Annotated in this window: 20 protein-coding genes and 1 rRNA gene; 15 read left to right on the top strand and 6 right to left on the bottom strand. The window is 65.5% G+C overall.

Annotated elements, in window-relative coordinates; translation table 11 throughout:
* Positions 1-563: 563 nt before the first annotated feature.
* Positions 564-680: ribosomal RNA gene (gene rrf / locus J2805_RS21360) — 5S ribosomal RNA — on the top strand.
* A gap of 133 nt (positions 681-813) precedes the next feature.
* Here rrf and J2805_RS21365 read toward each other — a convergent pair.
* Entirely contained in the window at positions 814-1809 is a 996-nt protein-coding gene (locus J2805_RS21365; RefSeq protein ID WP_309979889.1) for a patatin-like phospholipase family protein, read from the bottom strand.
* A gap of 454 nt (positions 1810-2263) precedes the next feature.
* Between J2805_RS21365 and J2805_RS21370 the strand changes: the two genes are divergently transcribed.
* The 6 genes from J2805_RS21370 to recN are packed head-to-tail and all read left to right on the top strand — an operon-like array spanning position 2264 to position 9050.
* Positions 2264-4174: a hypothetical protein gene (locus tag J2805_RS21370; RefSeq protein ID WP_309979890.1), complete on the top strand. Its 1911-nt coding sequence runs from the start codon at positions 2264-2266 to the stop codon at positions 4172-4174.
* A gap of 6 nt (positions 4175-4180) precedes the next feature.
* On the top strand, positions 4181-5173 hold the full coding sequence (locus J2805_RS21375; protein ID WP_309979893.1) for an HAD-IIA family hydrolase: 993 nt from the start codon (positions 4181-4183) through the stop codon (positions 5171-5173).
* Between the two features lie 22 nt (positions 5174-5195).
* Entirely contained in the window at positions 5196-5456 is a 261-nt protein-coding gene (locus J2805_RS21380) for a hypothetical protein (protein WP_309979896.1), read from the top strand.
* Between the two features lie 2 nt (positions 5457-5458).
* Positions 5459-6271, top strand: coding sequence for a TlyA family RNA methyltransferase (locus J2805_RS21385; protein ID WP_309979898.1), 813 nt, complete (start codon positions 5459-5461; stop codon positions 6269-6271).
* Positions 6272-6284: 13 nt separating this feature from the next.
* Positions 6285-7307, top strand: coding sequence for an NAD kinase (locus J2805_RS21390; protein ID WP_309979900.1), 1023 nt, complete (start codon positions 6285-6287; stop codon positions 7305-7307).
* Between the two features lie 3 nt (positions 7308-7310).
* The gene (gene recN, locus J2805_RS21395; RefSeq protein ID WP_309979901.1) at positions 7311-9050 is read left to right on the top strand and encodes a DNA repair protein RecN; all 1740 of its coding nucleotides are present in this window, start codon (positions 7311-7313) and stop codon (positions 9048-9050) included.
* A gap of 36 nt (positions 9051-9086) precedes the next feature.
* On the opposite strand, the gene J2805_RS21400 is transcribed toward recN, so the two are convergent.
* Positions 9087-9605, bottom strand: a complete 519-nt coding sequence (locus J2805_RS21400) for a DUF2867 domain-containing protein (protein WP_309979903.1) — start codon at positions 9603-9605, stop codon at positions 9087-9089.
* Between the two features lie 78 nt (positions 9606-9683).
* On the opposite strand from J2805_RS21400, the gene J2805_RS21405 reads away from it, so the two are divergent.
* The 8 genes from J2805_RS21405 (at position 9684) to J2805_RS21440 (ending at position 17547) form a co-directional block, all read left to right on the top strand.
* On the top strand, positions 9684-11465 hold the full coding sequence (locus J2805_RS21405; RefSeq protein ID WP_309979905.1) for a CTP synthase: 1782 nt from the start codon (positions 9684-9686) through the stop codon (positions 11463-11465).
* Between the two features lie 27 nt (positions 11466-11492).
* The gene (locus tag J2805_RS21410; RefSeq protein WP_309979906.1) at positions 11493-12155 is read left to right on the top strand and encodes an NUDIX hydrolase; all 663 of its coding nucleotides are present in this window, start codon (positions 11493-11495) and stop codon (positions 12153-12155) included.
* The gene (gene xerD / locus J2805_RS21415) at positions 12155-13210 is read left to right on the top strand and encodes a site-specific tyrosine recombinase XerD (protein ID WP_309979908.1); all 1056 of its coding nucleotides are present in this window, start codon (positions 12155-12157) and stop codon (positions 13208-13210) included. Before J2805_RS21410 ends, xerD begins: the two co-directional genes overlap by 1 nt.
* A 121-nt stretch (positions 13211-13331) precedes the next feature.
* Positions 13332-13832 carry an RNA polymerase sigma factor gene (locus tag J2805_RS21420; RefSeq protein WP_309979910.1) on the top strand — a complete coding sequence of 167 codons (501 nt, stop codon included), beginning with the start codon at positions 13332-13334 and terminating at the stop codon, positions 13830-13832.
* A gap of 2 nt (positions 13833-13834) precedes the next feature.
* Positions 13835-14848, top strand: a complete 1014-nt coding sequence (locus J2805_RS21425) for a hypothetical protein (protein WP_309979912.1) — start codon at positions 13835-13837, stop codon at positions 14846-14848.
* Positions 14849-14873: 25 nt separating this feature from the next.
* Positions 14874-15362, top strand: coding sequence for an 8-oxo-dGTP diphosphatase (locus tag J2805_RS21430; RefSeq protein ID WP_309979914.1), 489 nt, complete (start codon positions 14874-14876; stop codon positions 15360-15362).
* Between the two features lie 185 nt (positions 15363-15547).
* A complete protein-coding gene (locus J2805_RS21435; RefSeq protein ID WP_309979916.1) occupies positions 15548-16054 on the top strand; it encodes an RNA polymerase sigma factor in 507 nt (168 codons plus the stop codon).
* The gene (locus J2805_RS21440; protein WP_309979918.1) at positions 16051-17547 is read left to right on the top strand and encodes a hypothetical protein; all 1497 of its coding nucleotides are present in this window, start codon (positions 16051-16053) and stop codon (positions 17545-17547) included. Before J2805_RS21435 ends, J2805_RS21440 begins: the two co-directional genes overlap by 4 nt.
* Before the next feature lie 82 nt (positions 17548-17629).
* On the opposite strand, the gene J2805_RS21445 is transcribed toward J2805_RS21440, so the two are convergent.
* The 4 genes from J2805_RS21445 to J2805_RS21460 form a co-directional block, all read right to left on the bottom strand.
* Entirely contained in the window at positions 17630-18769 is a 1140-nt protein-coding gene (locus J2805_RS21445; RefSeq protein WP_309979920.1) for a bifunctional 2-methylcitrate synthase/citrate synthase, read from the bottom strand.
* A gap of 65 nt (positions 18770-18834) precedes the next feature.
* Positions 18835-19740 (bottom strand): methylisocitrate lyase, encoded by a 906-nt coding sequence (gene prpB / locus J2805_RS21450; protein WP_309979922.1) that lies wholly within the window; start codon positions 19738-19740, stop codon positions 18835-18837.
* On the bottom strand, positions 19741-21261 hold the full coding sequence (locus J2805_RS21455; RefSeq protein ID WP_309979924.1) for an MmgE/PrpD family protein: 1521 nt from the start codon (positions 21259-21261) through the stop codon (positions 19741-19743).
* A gap of 9 nt (positions 21262-21270) precedes the next feature.
* Positions 21271-21912, bottom strand: a complete 642-nt coding sequence (locus J2805_RS21460; protein WP_309979926.1) for a GntR family transcriptional regulator — start codon at positions 21910-21912, stop codon at positions 21271-21273.
* Positions 21913-21989 lie beyond the last annotated feature (77 nt).

The raw sequence follows: 21989 nt of genomic DNA on the forward strand, positions 1-21989 counted from the left end.
AGGGTGTGGGAGAGTAGGTCACCGCCGGACAACCATTAGGTCGAGAGCCTCCAAACACCGTTTGGAGGCTCTCCCACTTTAACCACCACACCACCCCCCACCCAGCCCAGGCCAGCCCGCAAGGCCGGCCGGGCACCCAACCCCCGGCAACCCTCTCTCACTTCCTGCACCTTTTGGGGCAACCCTCTCTCACTTCCTGGGACCCTTTTCGGGCAACCCTCTCTCACATCCTGCGCCGATGGCGGGCACCAAGCCCCACACCGCCGGGTAAATTCAGCGAAACTGAGAGAGCATCCGGGATCTTCCCCCAAAAAGTGAGAGAGCGTCCGGGATTTTTCCCGCAGGAACTGAGAGAGCGTCGCCCTGGCGGACAGAGGAGGGGCGGCGGACGCTGAGACTCTTGCGTCCACTATGTGGTTCCCAACCAACAAACCCGCACCACGGGCACGTTGCAAGGAAACCGAATAACTGAATAACAACACCACACCTGCCTTCACCGGCAGGAGCATGTTGTAACCAGATTTCCCAACCCACGGCACAGCCGCGGGTCCGGGTAGAAGGGTTACGGCGGTCATAGCGTGGGGGAAACGCCCGGTCCCATTCCGAACCCGGAAGCTAAGACCCACAGCGCCGATGGTACTGCACCCGGGAGGGTGTGGGAGAGTAGGTCACCGCCGGACAACCATTAGGTCGAGAGCCTCCAAACACTGTTTGGAGGCTCTCCCACTTTAACCACCACACCACCCAGGACGACAGGGCAACTCGCCGCAGCCGCGGCTCGTCACGCCTACCGGGTGATTGATTTCTCAGGCGTCAGCTCCAGAATTCGGTGAGCTGCGCGGCAAGGGCTCTGCCTTGTTCGAATCCGGCCCGGGCCGCGGCCGGACGCAGCGACAGATCCATCGCGTTGGCGCCGAACATGTGCTCGGCGCTGCTGTCCGGAAAGATAGTTGCAACTCTGCTGCCGCCTGCGCGCAGCTCGTCGACTTGTGTTGAAAGATGCACGCCCCACTCCACCGGCGCCAGGGATCTGCCGCCGAACGGTGACAGCACCAGCACCCGGTCGGATCCGGCTGCCAGATCTGCATTTTCGGCGTTGGACCGGTAGCCGCCGTCGATGTATCGGTGTTTTCCGATCCTGTAGGGAAAGCCACTGGCGCAACTGGCAGCCACAGCGTCCACCAAGTCGACTCCGCTGTGGCGGTCGAACACGACCGGTTCACCGGTCTGGGCATCGACGGCCGTGATGAGCACCGTTTGGTGCGGCCAATGCGGACTGGGCAGCCGCGAGGCGACGGTAGCGCGCCACCGCTCCTGCACGGAGCCGTCCGACGCCCCATTCATGTCGAGTGCCGCAGCGCCCATTCTGCGGCGCATGTCAGCCGCACCCTCAGCAGACGCGATGATTTTGGTTATCCTCGCCAGGTGGTCGGCCACCGGCCTGATCGGAACGCGTCCACGCTCGGATCCGGGCGGAGCGGTCCCTTGCCGGGGTGCAGCGGCAAGGATAGCGGCAAACAGCTCGGCCGGGGTCGCGCCAGTTAACTGGGCCGCGGCCGTCGAGCCGGCTGACGTCCCCACGGCCAGATCGGCTGCGGTTACGTCCAGGCCGGCATCGAAGAGGCCGGCGACGACGCCGATCAGCCACGCGTTGCCTGTCGATCCGCCGCCGCCAAGGACCAACGCCCGCTCGCCCGCGGCGCGCAGGCGGTTTGTGGCGTCAACCTGCGGCTGATCCTGGTCGCCCATCGGCCGGTCGGAGGCCGTCGTCGAGATGGAGTGCAGAGGTGAAGAAGGTGTTGTGTTCATGGGAGTCGCCTTTCGCGAATTGCCTGATTGGCGCTCCCGGTGGCGACTAACTCAGCCGCGTGATCGTGGACTGCGGGGGAGCACCCATTGCGGATACTGCGTTCATGGGACTCACCTCCTGCCGATAGATCACGATCACCGGAAAACTATCACTGCGGTGACCGGGTGCGCAATCGGTGGGGAGTGCGCCAACGCCCGGTGCTCGGACAGCGACTACCGGACCGATGTCCTGTGCCGGCTCAATGTTGCGTTTGGGTTCGATGCCCCTGTGAGGCTTGACACGAGAGTCCCTTGCCAGGCCTGGACAGTTAGTTCGTGAGCGGCGCCTCGCCTAGAATTGCATGAGATGTACGGACTTCGAAGCGCTTTATTTCGGGTTGCGTAGGAAAACGAAACACGGATAAGAGCGGCTGCGATTGCGCGAGTGGTCGGCTCACAACAGGAGGAATCCAACATGGCTGAGCACAACGGCGGAAATCGAAGCGGCAAAGATCGCGGCGGCTACGGAGGCGGCCGTCCTTCGGGTGGCGGCCCGTTCCGCGCATCAAATAATTCAGGTGGCGATCCCCGCGGATTCCGCGCCAAGGACGATCGCGGCGAACGTCCAGCCCGTGAAGGTGGAGGAGAGCGCCGCAGCTTCGGTGCTGGTGATCGTGACCGTAAGCCGTTTGGTGATCGTCCGTCGCGTGAGGGTGGCGATCGTGACCGTAAGCCCTTTGGTGCTGGTGATCGTGACCGTAAGCCATTTGGTGATCGTCCCTCCCGTGAGGGTGGGGAGCGTCGCAGCTTTGGTGCTGGCGATCGTGACCGCAAGCCGTTTGGTGATCGTCCGTCCCGTGAAGGCGGCGGCGACCGTGACCGCAAGCCGTTTGGCGGCGGCGATCGTGACCGTAAGCCGTTCGGCGACCGTCCGGCCCGTGAAGGTGGTGGGGAGCGTCGGAGCTTTGGTGGCGGCGATCGTGACCGTAAGCCGTTCGGTGGCGGCGATCGTGACCGTAAGCCGTTCGGCGACCGTCCGGCCCGTGAAGGTGGTGGGGAGCGTCGGAGCTTTGGTGGCGGCGACCGTGACCGTAAGCCGTTCGGCGACCGTCCGGCCCGTGAGGGTGGGGAGCGTCGGAGCTTTGGTGGCGGCGACCGTGACCGTAAGCCGTTTGGTGATCGTCCCTCCCGTGAGGGTGGGGAGCGTCGCAGCTTCGGCGGCGGCGACAACCGCAAGCCTTTCGGTGACCGCCAGGAGCGCGCTCCCCGGAGCTTTGACCGTGGCGAATCAGGGCCGCGCGATTTCGGCCGCGACCGTCCCGAGGACCGTCCTACCCGGGTTCCGAACGCGCGCGACCTGCGCAGCGCCAACCGTCCGGACCGTGAGCGCTCTCCCGAGATCGACGAAGACGTCACGGGCCAGGAACTGGACCGTGCAACCAAGCACGAAATCAAGACCCTCGAAGCCAAAAGCGCGGAATGGGTGGCACGCCACCTGGTCATGGCCGGGCGCCTCATCGATGAAGAGCCGGAACTTGCCTTCCAGCACGCGCTGGCTGCAAGCCGCCGCGGCGGACGCCTGTCTGCTGTCCGCGAAGCCGTGGGCCTGACGGCCTACGCTGCGGGGCACTACGGCGAAGCCCTGCGGGAATTCCGCACCTACCGCCGGATCAGCGGCTCCAACGTGCACCTGCCCGTCATGGCCGACTGCGAGAGGGGCCTGGGCCGCCCGGACCGCGCCCTGGACGTTGCACGTTCAGAGGAAGCCAACGACCTCGACGCACCCGGCAAGGTTGAACTGGCCATTGTGGCCGCCGGCGCCCGCACGGACCTTGGCCAGCTCGATGCTGCCGTGGCCGAACTGGAGATCGCGCAGCTGGACATCAACCGGGCGTTCTCCTACAGCCCGCGTCTCTTCCGCGCCTACGCCGATGCGCTGGCAGCCGTAGGCCGTGAACAGGAAGCCGAGAAATGGCAGCGCCAGGCCGTTGTTGCCGAGAATGCGCTCGGCCTCGGAGCCGACGAGGAACCCGACATCATCGACCTTGGCTGGGATGAGGAAGAGGAAGCCCGGGAAGAGGAAGCACGTCGCCGCCTGCTTGCCCAGCAGAAGGCTGACAGCGCTCCTGCCACCTCCACGGCCGCCCGGGACACCGAGTCAGCAGTTGTCGAGGCCGCCGCGTCCGATGCAGCAGCCCTGGATGAAGGCTCGGACGACGCCGAATCCGATTACTTTGAGTCCGACGACGCCGAATCTGACGATGACTCCGTGGAAGAAGACGAGCTCGAAGCCCGCGCCGGCGATGAAGACGACAGCGCTGACGCCGGCTTCGCCGCTGAAAGCGACAACGCCGATTCCGCACAGTCGGATCGCGAGAGGGAATAACTGCGCATGAGCGCTGATTCATTGATCTCCAGGTTCGACGCCCTGCTGTCAGACCTTGACGGCGTTGTCTATGCCGGCCCCCATGCCATTCCCGGTGCCATTGAGGCGCTGCGGGGGCTGGAGGCAATCGACGTCGGGCTGGGCTACGTGACCAACAACGCGTCCCGGACGCCCGCGCAGGTAGCGGCGCACTTGCGGGAGCTTGGTGCTCCCGCAGACGACGAGCAGGTTGTCAGCTCCTCGCAGGCTGCCGGCGAGCTCCTGGCCGGGCTCCTTCCGGCAGGGGCGCGGGTCCTGGTGACGGGCAGCCCGGCGCTGGCGCATGAAGTGGAGCTGGTGGGGCTGACCCCGGTACACAGCGCCCAAGACAACCCAGTAGCGGTGGTCCAGGGATTCAATCCCGAGATCGGCTGGAAAGACCTCGCCGAAGCCTCGTATGTCATTGCTGACGGCGCCCTCTGGGTGGCCACCAACACGGACATGTCCATCCCGCAGGCCCGCGGCATGGCCCCGGGCAACGGAACCCTGGTGGCTGCCGTTGCGGCGGCTACCGGACAGCGGCCACTGGTTGCCGGGAAACCCGAGGCGCCGCTGTTCCGCACTGCCGCGAAGCGGCTCAGGTCCGAGCGGCCGCTCGTTGTGGGAGACAGACTGGACACCGACATCCTCGGCGGGAACAATGCCGGATTCGCTACCGTGGCGGTGCTTACCGGCGTCGACACCCGCGAGTCGATCCTCGCGGCCCGGACGGCGGAGCGGCCGGACTACCTCATCAATGACCTCAGCGATCTGTACCGTACGTACCCCAATGTGGAGGAGCACGACGGCGGCGCGTTCCGTTGCGGTGCGGCCTCCGCCGTCGTACGTGGGGAAACTGTCCGCGTCACCGGCGTTCCGGGCGACCTGGACTCGTGGCGTGCGGCCTGCTCCGCGTGGTGGTCAGCCAAGCCGCAGGCAGACGCTCCTCTGGCGCCGGCCGTCGAGTGGCTGACGCGCTAGGCCGACTCACTAGACTGGGAACATGACCGAGCTGAACAACTTTCCGGAAACGGACGCCAAGCCGGCTGGGGTCAGCTGGCCTGCAGCTCCGGCTGAGGCCGGCGAGTCGGCCGGCCTCAGCACGGGCGCGCTCGAAGACGCCTCAGTCGCCGCTGTGCTGGATCGCCTGGCCGGGATTCCGGGTCTGCCCGTTGGCGGGCACGCGGACGCCTACTCCGCACTTCACGATGCACTGCTGGATGCGCTGAACGAAGACGACCCGTCGGCTGTGGGTGGCGCCTGAGGATGGCCAGGCTTGATCAAATGCTCGTCACCCGGGGACTGGCGAGATCCCGCACCCATGCCGCGCGGCTGATTGCCGAAGGCAAGGTCAGCTCGGACGGTACCGTTCTCGCGAAAGCCTCCTCGCAGGTGGATGACCTCACGCCCCTGGACATTGCCGACGACGGGCAGGACACGTACGTCAGCAGGGCAGGCTACAAACTGGCCGGGGCACTCGACGCTTTCCCGGAAGTTATGGCCGAAGGAAAGCGCTGCCTGGACGCCGGTGCCTCCACGGGCGGTTTCACGGAGGTCCTGCTCAGGCGCGGCGCGGATCACGTGGTGGCCGTCGACGTCGGGCACGGACAGCTGGTTCCCCAGCTCCGGAACGACCCGCGCGTATCGGTGCACGAAGGCCTGAACGTGCGTTATATGACGCCGGATGAGATCGGCGGCCCGGCTGCGCTGACTGTCGCGGACCTCTCGTTCATCTCGCTGACCCTGGTCCTGGCGCCGCTCGCGGCATGCACGCATCCCGGCGGCGACCTGGTCCTGATGGTGAAACCGCAGTTTGAGATCGGCAAGGACCGGCTGGCCCGCACCGGCGTGGTGAATTCCGAGCGTGAGCGCCGGATGGCGGTGGAAAAAGTCGCGAACGCGGCGCTCGACGCCGGACTGGATCTGCACGGCCTCGCGGCGAGCCCCCTGCCTGGCCAGGACGGAAACGTCGAATACTTCCTGTGGATAAAGCGCAGGATCACTCCAGACTTGCCTAAGATCGAAGAGCGGGACGCAGCCGTTGCTGCGTTGCTCGGAACAATCTGGCCGAACCACTAGAAAGCGGAACCCGATGAGCAGGCGTGTACTGGTCCTTGCCCACACCGGCCGCGAGGAATCACTGAAGGCTGCCTGGGAGGCGTGCATCCAACTGCACGCCTCAGGGATTGTCCCGGTGATGCAAAAATCCGAGCTCGAGGACATGGAGGGGTTTTTCGGCAGGCTCGAAGACCCCGTGGAGGTCCTCCACGACCACATCCAGCTCCCCGACGTCGAACTGGTCATGGTGCTGGGCGGCGACGGCACCATCCTCCGCGCCGCCGAACTCGTCCGGGAAGTTGACGTGCCGCTCCTGGGGGTCAACCTGGGCCACGTGGGCTTCCTCGCCGAAAGCGAACGGGCCGACCTTGCGCAGACCGTCGAATGGATCGCCAGCCGCGACTATACGGTGGAGGAACGGATGACCATCGACGTCCAGGTCTGGGTCCGGGGTCAGAAAATCTGGCACACGTGGGCCCTGAACGAGGCCGCCATCGAGAAGGGCAACCGGGAACGGATGCTTGAAGTGGTCACGGAAGTCGATGAGCGCCCGCTGACGTCGTTCGGCTGCGACGGCGTTGTGATGGCTACGCCCACCGGATCAACCGCCTATGCCTTCTCCGCCGGAGGTCCCGTGGTGTGGCCCGAAGTGGAAGCCCTTGTGATTGTTCCCATCAGCGCGCACGCGCTGTTCGCCAAGCCTCTGGTGGTCTCGCCCCGCTCCAGGTTGGCCGTGGAGGTCCTGAACCGGACGGACGCCCAGGGCGTGCTGTGGTGTGACGGCCGCCGTTCCGTGGACCTGCCGCCTGGCGCCCGCGTCGAAGTGACCCGCTCGACGACGCCGGTCCGGCTCGCGCGGACACACCAGACACCGTTTTCGGCGAGGCTGGTACGCAAGTTCCAGCTCCCCATCCACGGCTGGCGCGGGCCCATGCCGCAGGCAGAGTCCGTGCACACCGGGCCTGTACCCATCATCCGTACCCCCAGGCCCATGGTGCCGCCTGCGGGTCCCCGGCACGCCGGGACGTCCGAGACTGATCCGACGACTGCGAAGTGAATCATGCTTGAAGAACTGAGAATCCGCGACCTCGGCGTCATCACCGACGCAACCCTCCCACTGGGCCCCGGCCTCAGCGTGGTGACCGGCGAAACCGGTGCCGGCAAGACCATGGTGGTCACCGCTGTCGGACTCCTGCTGGGGGCCCGGTCGGATGCCGGCGCCGTGCGCAGCGGCGCGAAAAGCGCCTCCGCGGAGGCCGTCCTCAAACTCGACTCGGGCCACGCTGCAGTCGCCCGCGCGCTGGAGGCCGGTGCCGAGGTGGAGGAGTTCGACGGCGGCGCCGAACTGATCCTGGCCCGCCGCCTGGGTGCTGACGGACGCAGCCGAGCCTACCTTGGCGGCCGCGCCGCCCCCGTGGGGGTCCTTGCGGAGATCGGCGAAAGCCTGGTGGTGGTCCACGGCCAGTCGGACCAGATCAGGCTGAAGGGGGCGCTGGCCCAGCGCGGTGCCCTGGATAAGTTTGCCGGCGATACGCTGGCGGGCCCGCTGGGCACATACCAGTCGCTGTACAGCCACTGGAAAGCCAGCCAGGCCGAGCTGGACACGCTGCGCGGTGCCGCACGGGACAGGCTTCGCGAAGCGGAATCGCTGGAGATCGCCCTGGCGGAGATCGATGACGTGGATCCGCAGCCGGGGGAAGACGAGTCGCTCAAGGCGGAGGCCGTAAAACTGGCCAACGTCGAAGAACTCAGGATCGCGGCCAACACCGCGCACCAGGCGCTCATCGCGGAGGACTACGGTGATGAGGGCGACGCCACCACCCTGGTGGACGCTGCGAAACGGACCCTGGAACATGTGGCCGAACACGACGCCGAACTCGGTGCGGCGGCCGCACGCCTGGCGGAGGTCGGCTTCCTGCTCAACGACATCGCCACGGAACTGGCAAGCTACCAGGCCGGCCTGGATTCAGAGGGACCCGAGCGGCTCGCTGAAATCGAGGAACGGCGGGCTGCCTTGGCCAAGCTGGTCCGCAAATACGCCCCCAGCATCGACGAGGTCCTGGTGTGGGCGGAGAATGCGCGTGTCCGGTTCGACGAACTGCAGGACGACTCCACCCGGATCGAGGCGCTGGACGCGGAGGTCGCCCGGACCGAGGCTGAATTGAAGAAACAGGCCGCGGCCATCAGCAAAATCCGCGGCAAAGCCGCGAAGGACCTCTCAACACGGGTCAGCGCCGAACTCAAGGCCCTGGCCATGGCGGACGCCACCCTGGTGATTACCATCGAACCGGCCGCGCAGCTGATGCCGTACGGCGCGGACGAGATCTCGTTCCTGCTCCAGCCCCACTCCGGTGCGCCGGCCCGGCCGCTGGGCAAGGGCGCCTCCGGGGGCGAGCTTTCCCGCGTGATGCTGGCCATCGAGGTGGTGCTCGCCGCAGTGGATCCGGTGCCCACTTTCGTCTTCGACGAAGTCGACGCCGGTGTTGGCGGACGTGCCGCCGTCGAGATCGGCCGCCGGCTGGCCATGCTGGCGCAGCATGTGCAGGTCCTGGTGGTCACGCACCTGCCTCAGGTCGCCGCGTTCGCGGACCAGCACATCACCGTCACCAAAACATCGGTCAGGGGGGCCGACGGCGGCACCGCCACCGGGTTCACCTCGAGCGACGTGCGGCTGCTCGACGGCCCCGAAAGGGTCAAGGAGCTCGCCCGGATGCTGGCGGGCCAGGAGGACTCCGAATCGGCGCAGGCCCACGCCCAGGAGCTGCTCGACGACGCCAAGCTGCTGCCCCAGCGGGCCTGACGGCGCTCCCGTCGGCGGGCAACGGCGGGCGCGCCTCTAGGGCGCCTGCAGCCGGCGTGCGGCCCGGACCATCATCGCGCGCACCACCAGCGGGTGCAGCACCCGGACGGGCGCGAAGTACAGCCGTCCCCGCCAGCCTTTGAGCCGCACGGTGGTGGTGACCCGAAGGAGCCGGGCGCCGGCGTCGAACGCCACTCCGCAGCGGAAGTCCAGGTGCTTGTCGTCGGCGCTGATGAGCGCCTCCTCACCGCGGACGTCGGAGACCGCGAAGACACCCTGAGGGGCCCTGTTGATGCCGACCAGGCCCACCACGGCCTGCCGCAGTCCCATCAGGGCCGCCACCCAGGCCGGCATGGACTGCGGCGAGAACAGCGTCTCCGCCCAGATCCGCGGGTCGGAAGGGCACCCCGCCGGAACTGGGACAACAATCACATCCGCGTAGTCCGGGGCGGGGATCGAGTCGAGCGTAAGGGACCTGAAGACGGGGCCAGATCCCGCCCGGGCCAAGTCCTGCGGGTGTTCAGGGGTTTCGCCGGACAGGTCCTCCGTAGTCACCCCTTGATCGTAGGGGGCCGGCACGGGAGACTGAAGCATTTGGGGAATCCGATTTTCGACCCGTGGAAGGCTCATTTGATGATAGGCTCGAATTCCGTGGTGCAGCGATCAAATTCCCGTGTAAATTCCCGGTTCCCGGGCTCGTCCAAGACGACCAAACACATCTTCGTCACCGGTGGTGTGGCGTCCTCGCTAGGCAAGGGACTGACGGCTTCGAGCCTCGGACACCTGCTGCGGGCACGCGGTTTGTCTGTAACTATGCAAAAGCTCGATCCCTACCTGAACGTGGATCCGGGCACGATGAACCCCTTCCAGCACGGCGAAGTCTTTGTCACTGACGACGGCGCCGAAACGGACCTGGACATCGGCCACTACGAGCGCTTCCTCGACGAAAACCTTGAGGGCTCGGCCAACGTCACCACCGGCCAGGTGTACTCCACGGTTATCGCCAAGGAACGCCGCGGCGAGTACCTCGGCGACACCGTCCAGGTCATCCCGCACATCACCGATGAGATCAAGCGCCGGATGCGGCTTCCTGCCGAGGGCAAGAACGCGCCGGACGTCATCATCACCGAGATCGGCGGAACTGTTGGCGACATCGAATCGCAGCCCTTCCTCGAGTCTGCCCGCCAGGTGCGCCAGGACATCGGCCGCGGCAATGTCTTCTTCCTGCACGTCTCCCTGGTCCCGTACATCGGACCGTCCCAGGAGCTGAAGACCAAGCCGACGCAGCACTCCGTTGCTGCCCTGCGGTCGATCGGTATCCAGCCCGAGGCCATCGTGATCCGTTCGGACCGCGAAGTTCCCGATGCCATGCGCGAAAAGATCGGCCGCATGTGCGACGTCGACATCGACGCCGTGGTAAACGCCGCGGACGCGCCGAGTATCTACGACATCCCCAAGACGCTGCACACCCAGGGACTGGATTCCTATATCGTCCGTGCCCTTGATCTTCCGTTCAAGGATGTTGACTGGACCAGCTGGGACAAGCTCCTCGAAGCGGTACACAACCCCAAGCACGAGGTTGAAATCGCCCTGGTGGGCAAGTACATCGACCTGCCCGACGCCTACCTGTCCGTCACCGAGGCCCTCCGGGCCGGCGGTTTCGCCAACGACACCAAGGTGGGGATCCGCTGGGTCCCGTCGGACGAGTGCGAAACCCATGAGGGTGCGGTCAACTCGCTCTCCGGGGTCGACGCCATCTGCGTGCCCGGCGGGTTCGGCATCCGCGGGCTCGAAGGCAAGCTCGGTGCGCTGAAGTTTGCCCGCGAAACCAAGCTGCCGGTCCTGGGCCTGTGCCTGGGCCTCCAGTGCATGGTCATTGAATACGCCCGGAACGTGGTGGGCCTTGACGGCGCATCCTCGAGCGAATTCGAACCGGACTCCAAGTACCCGGTGATTGCCACCATGGAAGAGCAGCTCGAATTCGTCGAGGGCCGTGGCGACCTTGGCGGCACCATGCGCCTGGGCCTCTACGAAGCCAGGCTGGACGAAGGCTCCGTGATCGCCGAGACCTACGGCAAGACAACCGTCAGCGAACGGCACCGTCACCGTTACGAAGTGAACAACAAGTATCGTGACCAGATCGCCGCGATGGGACTGGTGTTCTCCGGAACGTCCCCGGACGGCAAGCTCGTGGAGTACGTGGAGCTTCCCCGCGAAGTCCACCCATACTATGTGGCCACCCAGGCGCACCCGGAGCTCAGCTCCCGCCCCACCCGGCCGCACCCGCTGTTCGCGGGCCTGGTCAAGGCAGCACTGGACCACCAGAAGGGCGGAGAGGATACCCTTCCCGCCGTCGACACTGCAGAAGTACCGGCTGACGCCAGCGGCGCTGGCCGCAAGGTCTCGGCCAAGTAATCACCAACTAAATCAAAGGACGGCGCGATGCCCGGTAAGTCTGAAACCCCCAATGCTGCACGGCAGGTTTCGGATGCGCCGAGCCCGCGCCGTCTTTTGTCCTCCCGCAAGGTGTACGAGGGCCGCATCTGGGACGTTGTCAGCGACAGCTTCCAGCTCAGCGAGCAGGGCGACGAGCTGGTCCGGGACTACATCGACCACCCGGGGGCGGTGGCTGTCCTGCCGATGAATGATGCCGGGGAGGTGCTCCTGATGAAGCAGTACCGGCATCCCGTGGGCATGGATCTCTGGGAAATTCCCGCCGGGCTTCTGGACATCGAGGGTGAGGACTTCGTGGTGGGTGCCGCCCGCGAACTCGCCGAAGAAGCGGACCTGGTTGCCGGGACCTGGAACGTGCTGGTGGACTTCTTCAACTCACCGGGGTCCTCCAGCGAGGCGATCCGCATCTACCTGGCCCGGGACCTGACCGACGTGCCCCATCACGAACTCCATGTCCGCACGGATGAGGAAGCCGAGATAGAACTGCACTGGACGCCGTTGGACCTGGCGGTGGCTGCCGTCCTGGAGGGCAGGCTGCACAACCCGTCCGCCGTCGTCGGGATTCTCGCCGCAGCCGCTGCCCGCGCCGACGGCTTCGAGCATCTGCGTCCGGCAAACGCCCCCTGGCCTGCCCATCCCAGCCAGCGTTGATGGGAAGCACCGTCACTCCCGCGCCGGAACGTTCCGGCGTCGAGCACGTACTGGCGGAACGTCCCGTTGCTCCAGCTTCGAAAGCCGCTCCGGCGCCCACCGGCCAGGCCGGCCGGCCCCGCAATGCCATTGACCGCGCCATCAACGACTACTTACAGCACATGGGCGTGGAACGCGGGCTCGCGGCCAACACACTGTCCGCCTACCGCCGGGACCTGGCCCGCTACGCAAACTACCTCGCAGCGTGCGGCACGGAACGGCCCGGCGACGTCACCCGCCGGCACGTCACCGGGTTTGTGCAGGCACTCTCCGACGGCTCCGACGGCGGGTCGGCCCTCGGTGTCAGGTCCGCTGCGCGGACGGTGGTGGCGGTCCGCGGACTGCACAAGTTCTGGGCACTGGAAGGAATCACGACGGCGGATCCCGCCAGCGATGTCCACCCGCCGATGCCCGGCAAGCGGCTGCCCAAGGCCATCAGCGTTGACGAGGTCACCCGGATCCTCGAAGCGGCCGGGACCGACACGGCAACAGGCCTGAGGGACAGGGCGCTCTTGGAATTCCTGTACTCCACCGGGGCACGCATCAGTGAAGCGGTGGGCCTGGACGTCGACGACATTTCGCTGCAGCCGGACCAGGTTGGCCCGGCGATCGTCCGGCTGTTCGGCAAGGGATCCAAAGAACGCCTGGTGCCACTTGGGTCCTACGGCGCACGCGCCCTTGACGCGTACCTGGTGCGCGGACGGCCGCTGCTGGCCGCCAAGGGCAAGGGCACTCCGGCGCTGTTCCTGAATGCCCGCGGCGGACGGATCAGCAGGCAAAGCGCCTGGACCATCCTAAAAGCCGCGGCTGACAAGGCCAGCATCACCAAGGACGTTTCTCCGCACACCCTCCGCCATTCCTTTGCCACCCACCTGCTGGAGGGCGGCGCGGATGTCCGGGTGGTCCAGGAACTCTTGGGACACGCCTCGGTCACCACCACGCAGGTCTACACGCTGGTGACTGCAGATACCCTGCGGGAGATTTACGCCGCGGCCCACCCCCGCGCGCTTGGTTGACCCCCTGGCCTGCCCGCGCGCTGACGCAACGTAAAAAACAATTCTTCTGCCGAATGTAATAACTGTGCCCCCGCCAGACACTTAACGGTTAGCAAGCGGGAACAGGATTTCAGGGGGAGGAATGTTGGTTACAAGGGAACGCTCATTCACGGCGTTGCACTCGGAGAACTTCGGACGTATCTACCGGTACATCGCTTACCGCATCAGCGATACAGACCGGGCGGAGGAACTCGCCGGGGACGTCTTCAGGATTGCCTGGGAGAAGGACCTCCCGGAAGAACCAGGAATTGGCTGGCTCATCGCGGCCGCCCGGAACGTTGTGGCCAACGAATACAACGCCCGCAACCGCCAGCAGCTTCTGCGGGAAGGTCTGCAGGAGCGGGCGAGGGCCGCAGCGGTGACCAATGACAATGAAAGCGACGCCGTGGCATACGTCCTCGCGAAGCTGAATGAGAAGCATCGGGAGGTCCTTATGCTCGCCTACTGGGACGGGCTCACCACCGCCGAACTCGCCGAAAGCCTCGGCTGCTCCACCTCCGCGGCAGGCGTCCGCCTGCACAGAGCCAGGAAAGCATTCGCCGGCGTGGTTCCGGCACACCTGATGAACGAAAGGACGGCCTAGCCATGGATCGGATCGAACAGCTCATGAAGAACGCAAAACCGCAGATTCCCGCTCCGCGGCAGCAGACCGTCCCGGCCAACCCTGGGCCGGTCGGCGGCGAACCGGAGGCACAGGCTTCCCACACATTCTCCGGAACCTTCACCGATGGCGACGGCGTCACTTCCCTGGACCGTGCACGTCAGTCCAAACGCCGCGCCGCCATTCGTGCCGGCGTCGCAGGACTGGCAGCGGCGGCCGTGGTGACACTGGCGGTTGTGGCCGGCAACATGGGTGCCATCAACTCTCCGGCGCCCGGACCGGCCGCCAGCAACACGGCCAGCGATGCGGCTCCCTCGCCCAGCCCGTCTGCAAGCCAGACTGGGGCAACAACTCCGGCCTCACCGTCGGCGTCCGCAGCACAGCCATCGGCGCCGTCGTCGGAACCGGCGTCTGTGCCGCCAGCAGCAGCGTGGCACACGTTCACCAGCGCGAACGGAAAAGTCGCCTTTGACCACCCGGCGGGCTGGATCGTGGTTCCGCTTTCGGGGGACGGCGTTGGCAACGTGGTGAAGCTGCAGGTCACCGACAATGCAGGGAGCCCAGTCGCGGACCTTGCCTATGGTGATACCGGCGGCGCCCTTGGCGGCGCGTGCAGCAGCGAACCCCGGGCGTACACCGTCCTGGATACCGTGGAGATGCAGTTGCCCTACAACTCCGGCGCGAGCGAGGTCACGCCAAGATTCACCTTCCGTGCACTCGAGACCGGATCCGGCGTCAACGCATCATTCGGCATCACCACCCGCAGGGCCGGTGCAGATGGACAGTCGTGCATGTTCTACAACGTGGTGAACGGCCCCCAGGAGTCGCCGGTCTACATGTTCGCGGACTCGCTGCAGGTGAACTCCGCACCTTCCCCGGACGGGACAACGGGTGCCAAATCCTTCAGCAGCGTTGCCGAGGCCCAGGCATACATGCAGACCTCCGGATACCTCGACGCCAAACGCATGATCACGTCGCTGAAGATCACCGCAGGCTGAGCCGGGCCGGGTTACGCTGTTGACCATGACCTCCGTTCCCGTGACACTTTGTTTCCTGCTCCGGGATGCCGAAGCAGGGCTGGAGGTCCTGCTCGGCTTGAAGAAGACGGGATTCGGTACCGGCAAGATCGTGGGCCTCGGCGGACATGTCGAACCAGGCGAAAGCGACGCCGAGGCCGTCTGTCGGGAAGTTCTCGAGGAAGCAGGCGTCCTGGTCCGGGAAGAGGACCTCCGCCGCGCCGGCGTTGTTGAATTCGTGTTCCCCTCCCGCCCGGAATGGAACATGCATACCCGCCTCTTCACGACGCGGCGCTGGGAGGGCGAGCCCACCGAGAGTGCCGAGATCGCGCCGGAGTGGTTCCGTGCGGACGCGCTTCCCGCGGACCGCATGTGGCAGGACGCGGACCACTGGCTCCCGGTGGTGCTCGCCGGAACAGAGATCGACATCGTGATTGTCCTCAACGATGACAACGAAACGGTCCGGAACGTGCTGGACAAAGCGGGTAACCGCTAGGCGGCATATCAGGCAGAAACCTTCATGGGGGGCAAGGCGTCGGCGTAGTCCGCCGGCGCCTTTGCCGTCCCCGTGGCTGAGGGAAACTGCAGGAGAATATTTCCCACGGGATGTAACCGCACCGCCGCCTGCCGGAAACTACACAGTTAGCCTGCAGTTCAGGGCACTTCGTATTAGGGGGAATCGTGCTTTCTGAGCGCGAACTGGCATTTATTGCCCTTCACAAGGACAACTACCCGCGGGTGTACTCATACATCCGGCGCCGGATCAACGATCCGGAGCTGGCCCAGGAGCTCGCCGCTGATGTCTTTCGGGTGGTGTGGCAGAAACCGCAGGCCGCAGGGGTGGAAATCCCGTGGCTGCTGACCATCGCCCGGAACCTGGTGGGCAACGCGTACCGGGCCAGGGACCGTCAGCAGGCGCTCCAGGAGAAGCTTCGCTTCACAACTCCAACCTCATCCGGCGGCAGCGACGAGGCCGCGCCAGTGCACGATGCCCTGGCAGCATTGCGCGATAAAGACAGGGACATCCTGCAGCTGGCGTACTGGGACGGGCTGAGCATCGCCGAAATCGCCGGAGTGCTGCAATGCAGCGAATCTGCAGCCAAAGTCCGGCTGCACAGGGCCAGGATGGCCTTCAAGAAGCATCTGCCGGCTCACTCGGAATCGATCACACAGAAAATGGGTGCATGACCATGGATCCGATCAAGAACCTGATTGCAGGCACGGACCCGCTCCACTCCGATCCTTCGGGCATTCCTGACGGTGAAACGGCCCTGCGACGGATGCTGTCCGAGCCGGCAGCTTTCAGCGACAACGCCGCAGCCGGCATCGTTTCCCTGGATGAAGCCCGCCGGCGACGCCGCGCCAAAGTTGCCGGGTTGGTGACCATCGCGGCAGCGGCAGTCGCCGTCGGCGTGCTGGTGGCCGGCAATCTCGGAGCTCTGACTTCAGCGCCGGAGCCCGCCGGCACCGTGGCAGCCACGGAAAGCGCCGCGCCGACGCCTACTCCATCGGCAACGTCCACGCCGACGCCCAGCCCGACGCCCACACCGACGCCCAGTGCTGCGGCCGTTGCGTGGACGAAATTCACCGACACCACCGGCCAGGCGACATTCGAGCACCCTGTGGGCTGGTCGGTGACGGAAGATCCGCACACGATCGCTGGTGGCCCATACAACACCATTCGGGTGAATAACGCAGACGGAAAAACCGTGTCGACGTTGGCGATGCATTACGAGATGGTGGTCGGTTACACCTGCCCCGTCCCGAAGCCTGTTTTCACCCTCGACTCGGTGATCGTGGACATCCCGCAAAAGGCAGCCAAACGGGCGGGGAGTGGTCCTTCCGAGTTTGCTTTCCGGGTCATTCAGTCCGACAAAGTCTATGGAACCATGGCATTGAATGATGCAGATCCGGCTCCCGAAACAACCGCTTGCGCGCTGTACAGCAGCATAATCAGCCCGGAGAAGGTTCCTCCCGTCAGCTTCGGGGATACGTGGTCCCTGCAACAGGATGGCAAGGACGCTCCACTGACGTTCGCCTCCCTGGCCGAGGCGCAGGCCTACACGCAGACCCAGGAGTACCGGGACATCAAGCGGATGCTGATTTCCCTGGAACTTCGGGCCGTCAACAAGCCGGTGGAATGGAAAAGCTACACCAGCGGGAACGGGCTGGGCACCTTCGAGTATCCGGAGAACTGGACCGTCGCCGGCCGGGAAAACGGCCGATATTCGGACGTCGTCAACGCGTCAGGCAGGACCGTGCTGACGCTCGGCTTCAACCAGACCCGGAACACTCCGAACCTCATTTCTCCCTGCCCGCCTTTCACCATCCTGGACAGTGCTCCCATGTCGTTTCCGAGCAACCGCCAGGGGGAGCGGGCCATTCCGCCGCAGTTCATCTTCCGGGTCTGGGATGTGACAAAACTTGCGGGTGACTCAGCAACATTTGTCGCCAACCTGGGCATCGCCGACGAGAGTTGGGGAGTGGACGGCACCACCTGCGACCCCCAGAACGTGGTTAGCGGCCTCTCCTCAGGAGAATATTTCTTCGCCCAGAACTACAACACCGGAGCAGCGACCGACCTGAAGTTCTCCTCCATGGAAGAGGCCCGCGCCTACATGGAATCCGAAGAGTTCAAGACGCTTAAACGGATCGTCATGTCGCTGAAGATCAACGGCTGAGGGCCGGAAAAAGCCCAAGAACGACGGCGGCCCGGTCACCTTTCAAAGGTGACCGGGCCGCCGTCGTACGCTCCGGCGGAAGCTACGAGAGGTGCCGTTCCTCCACGCCGTTGTACTCGCTCAACGGGCGGATCAGGGAGTTCGAATCCAGCTGCTCCATGATGTGTGCGGTCCAGCCCGTGATGCGGGCGGCCACAAACAGCGGAGTGAACGTGGCGGTGTCGAATCCCATGAGGTGGTAGGTGGGGCCGGTTGGATAGTCGAGGTTCGGCTTGATTCCCTTGGCCTCGTCCATGGCGCTTTCCAGGCCGTTGTAGAGCCCCAGAAGCTCGGGACGTCCATAGTGGGCGATCATCTTGTCCAGGGCGGCCTTCATGGTGGGGACACGCGAGTCGCCGTGCTTGTAGACGCGGTGGCCGAAGCCCATCACCTTCTTCTTCTGCGCCAGGGCATCCTCCATCCAAGCCTTGGCCCGGACGGCTGCTTCCTCCAGCGATTCCTCGGACCGGATGCCGATCTCATCGAACGTGTGCATCACGGCCTCGTTGGCCCCGCCGTGCAGAGCGCCCTTCAGCGCGCCGATGGCCCCGGTCACGGCCGAGTGCAGGTCCGCCAACGTGGACGTGATCACGCGGGCCGTGAAGGTGGAGGCGTTGAAGGAGTGCTCGGCGTACAGGATCATGGACACGTTGAACGCTTCCACTACTTCGGGCACCTGCTCTTCGCCGAAGGTCATCCACAGGAAATTGGCGGAGTAGTCCAGGTCGTCGCGGGGTTCAACGGGTTCAAGCCCGTGACGGCGGCGCTGGTCATACGCCACCACCGCCGGCATGGCAGCGAACAGGTCGATTGCCTTGTTCAGGTTAGCCTCGCGCGAAGAATCCTCGGCGAGTTCATGGCGGGCGCCCATCACTGACGCTGCGGTCCGGCAGACATCCATCGGGTGCGCGCTGGTGGGAAGTGCATCTATGACCTGCTTGACTACCGGGTCCAGCGGCCGTCCTGCCCGTTCCCTGGCGGTGAACGTGGCAAGCTCGTCCTGCGTAGGCAGTTCGCCGTTCCAGAGCAGGTAGGCCACTTCCTCGAAACTGCACTTTGCGGCGAGTTCCTGGACCGGGTAGCCGCGGTACAGCAGCGAGTTGGTATCGGGGTTGACCTTGGACACCGCGGTGTAGTCGACCACGACGCCGGCGAGGCCCTTTTTGATCTCATTTTCAGCCATGCTGAAACTCCTTCGTTCCTTGTGCCTGTGTGCCGGCCGAAGCCGGAAGTCCGGATGGTTGGGGGTCAGTGAATACCGGGTACCTTGAAATTGAAGACTCCGGTGTCAAAGCGGTTGTAGGCTTCATAGTCCACGAGGTCGTACAGCCGCGCACGGGTCAGCATGCTTTCTACCTGTGCCTCCTGGGTGCCGTCGGACCTGATCGATTCCAGAGTACGCTCAGCAGCGCCCATGGCACTACGGAGCAGCGTGACCGGATAGATGACCATGTTCACTCCGACGCCCTGGAGTTCCTCCACCGTGAACAGGTCGCTCTTGCCGAATTCGGTCATGTTGGCGAGGATCGGCACGTCCACGGCGTCCCGGATGGCCTGGAACTCGCCCAGGTCCTTCATGGCCTCCGGGAAAATGGCGTCCGCCCCGGCCTCCACCAGCGCCCTGGCGCGGTCCTGTGCCGCTTCCAGCCCGTCGGTGGCACGGATGTCAGTCCGTGCCATGATGAGGAAGTTGGGGTCGCGCCGTGCGTCCGCTGCGGCGCGGATGCGCTTGGTGGCGGTGTCCAGGTCCACCACGTTCTTTCCGTCCAGGTGGCCGCAGCGCTTGGGGTTGAACTGGTCCTCGATGTGCAGCCCGGCCAGGCCGGCGTTCTCGATTTCCTGCACGGTGCGTGCCACGTTCATGGGCTCCCCGAAGCCCGTGTCGGCGTCCACGATGGCGGGCAGGTCAGTCATCCGGGCGATCTGTCCGGCCCGTGTGGCGACCTCGGTGAGCGTGGTCAGCCCGATGTCCGGCAGGCCGAGATCGTTGGCCAGGACGGCGCCGGAAATATAGACGCCGGCGAAGCCCTTCTCCTCGATCAGCCTCGCCGAGAGCGGGTTGAACGCGCCGGGGAACTGCTGGATGGTTCCCGAGGCCAGGAGTTCGCGGAAACGGACCCGCTTCTGCTCCGGGGTGACCTTCGAGTACAGCATTTAGAACAGTCCCTTGGGGGCGGCGGCGAGGTCGATGATGCCGTCGGCTGCCTTGATGTTGAGCTGGTCCAGCTCACCGGCGGCCAGTTCCGGAAGCCGCGCGGCGGCGGCGAGGAACCGTTCGATTTCCTCTTCGGCGACCAGACCGACGGCGAGGGTCCGGAACTTGTTGACGTACTGCTCCCGCGCGAACGGCCGGGCACCGAGCGGGTGGGCGTCGGCCACGGCAATCTCGTCGGTGATGACCGTGCCGTCGTTGAGCGTGATCTCCACGGACCCGCCGAAGGCCTTCTCCGCGATGTCGAGGGAATGGTACCGGCGGGTCCATTCCGCGTCCTCGACGGTGGTGACCTTGTGCCACAGCTCAACGGTGTCCGGCCGGGCGGCGCGTTCCGGGGCGTAGGAGTCCACGTGGTGCCAGGCACCGTCCTGGAGCGCGACGGTGAAGATGTACGGGATCGAATGGTCCAGGGTTTCGCGGGACGCCGTGGGGCTGTACTTTTGCGGGTCGTTCGCGCCGGAGCCGATCACGTAGTGGGTGTGGTGGCTGGTCTTGATCAGCACCGACTTCACATTGGCGGGGTCGGTGACCTCCGGGTGTTCGCCGTGGAGCTTGCGGGCGAGGTCGATCCACGCCTGCGCCTGGTATTCGGCGGAGTGTTCCTTGGTGTAGGTGTCCAGGATGGCGCGCTTGGCCTCGCCGGGTGTGGGCAGCGGCACCAGGTAGGAGGCCTCCGGGCCGTCCAGCATCCAGGCGATGACGCCGTCTTCGCCCTCGTAGATCGGGACCGGGGAGGTCTGGCCGCGCATGGAGCGGTCCACGGCCTCGACGGCCATCTTCCCGGCGAACGCGGGGGCGTGGGCCTTCCAGGTGGAAATCTCGCCTTTGCGGGACTGACGGGTGGCGGTGGTGGTGTGCAGCGCCTGGCCCACGGACTGGAAGATGGTCTCGACATCGAGGCCCAGCAAGGTACCGATGCCTGCGGCGGCGGACGGGCCGAGGTGGGCCACGTGATCGATCTTGTGCTTGTGCAGGCAGATGGCCTTGACCAGGTTCACCTGGATCTCGTAGCCGGTGGCGATGCCCCGGACCAGGTCCTGCCCGCTGGAACCGACGTGCTGGGCCACGGCCAGGATCGGCGGGATGTTATCGCCCGGGTGGGAGTAATCCGCGGCCAGGAAAGTGTCGTGGTAATCGAGCTCACGGACAGCGACTCCGTTGGCCCAGGCGGCCCACTCGGGCGAAACCCGTTCCTCGATGCCGAAAACCTTGGATCCCTGGCCGCCGGTGGTGGGGCCGTGCGTCAGGGCCTGTGCCCGCGCTGCAACGATGGGCGCGCGGTTCAAAGATGCGATGGCCACCGACGCGTTGTCGATCACACGGTTGATCACCATGTCGGTCACCTCGTCGGTCACAGCGACGGGATCGGTGGCAACCTTCGCAATCTTGTAGGCGAGCTGATCCTCGCGCGGCAGGTTTTCCTCGCTCTTGTAAACGCGGACGTGGTGTTCCTTGACCATGGTGCTCCTTTAGTGAGGTGTATGCGCAACTTTGACGTGGGAAAGACTTCGGTGAAGGTGCAGGGTGGTGGCCGCCTGGGCAAGCCGCGGATTCCGCGCCGCAATGGCTTCTGCAATGGCGGCGTGCTCCGCGGCGGCTGCCGTGAGCCGCGTCGCATCGTCGGCAGCCAGCCGGCGGACGCGCACCAGGTGCACGCGCAGGCTGCGCATCGCCTGGGCCAGGTAGGCGTTGGAAATCGCCGCATCAATGGCTTCGTCCAGCCGGCCCACGAGCTCGTAGTAAGCGTGGCGCGCGGGGTCGCTTCCGTTGATCAGCTCCGGTGCCTGAAGCAGCTCGAGCCGGAGCTGCTCGAAGGTTGTGGCGTCGCCGCGCTCGGCGGCCAGCGCCGCCGCCTTTCCTTCGAGTGTTTCGCGGAGCTCGAAGAGCTCGTCGATGTCCTCCAGCGAAATGTCGGTAACGACGACGCCGCGGCTGCCCGCCGTCGTCGTCAGCCCCTCTGCGGTCAGCCGGCTCAGCGCCTCCCGGAGGGGAGTGCGCGAGACGCCCAGCCGCTCGGACTGTTCCACTTCCGCAAGGACCGTCCCGGGCAGGAGGCGCCATTCAATGATGTCGTCGCGGAGTGCCGCGTAGGCCCTGTCGCTGGCGCGCATTCCCTGCCTCCTTCGGTGGTTGACGATCCCCAGTGTATACAAATAACCCATATTTGCCCAGCAATGCCGAGATATTC

Source organism: Arthrobacter oryzae (genome assembly GCF_031454875.1).
Taxonomy (GTDB): domain Bacteria; phylum Actinomycetota; class Actinomycetes; order Actinomycetales; family Micrococcaceae; genus Arthrobacter; species Arthrobacter oryzae_D.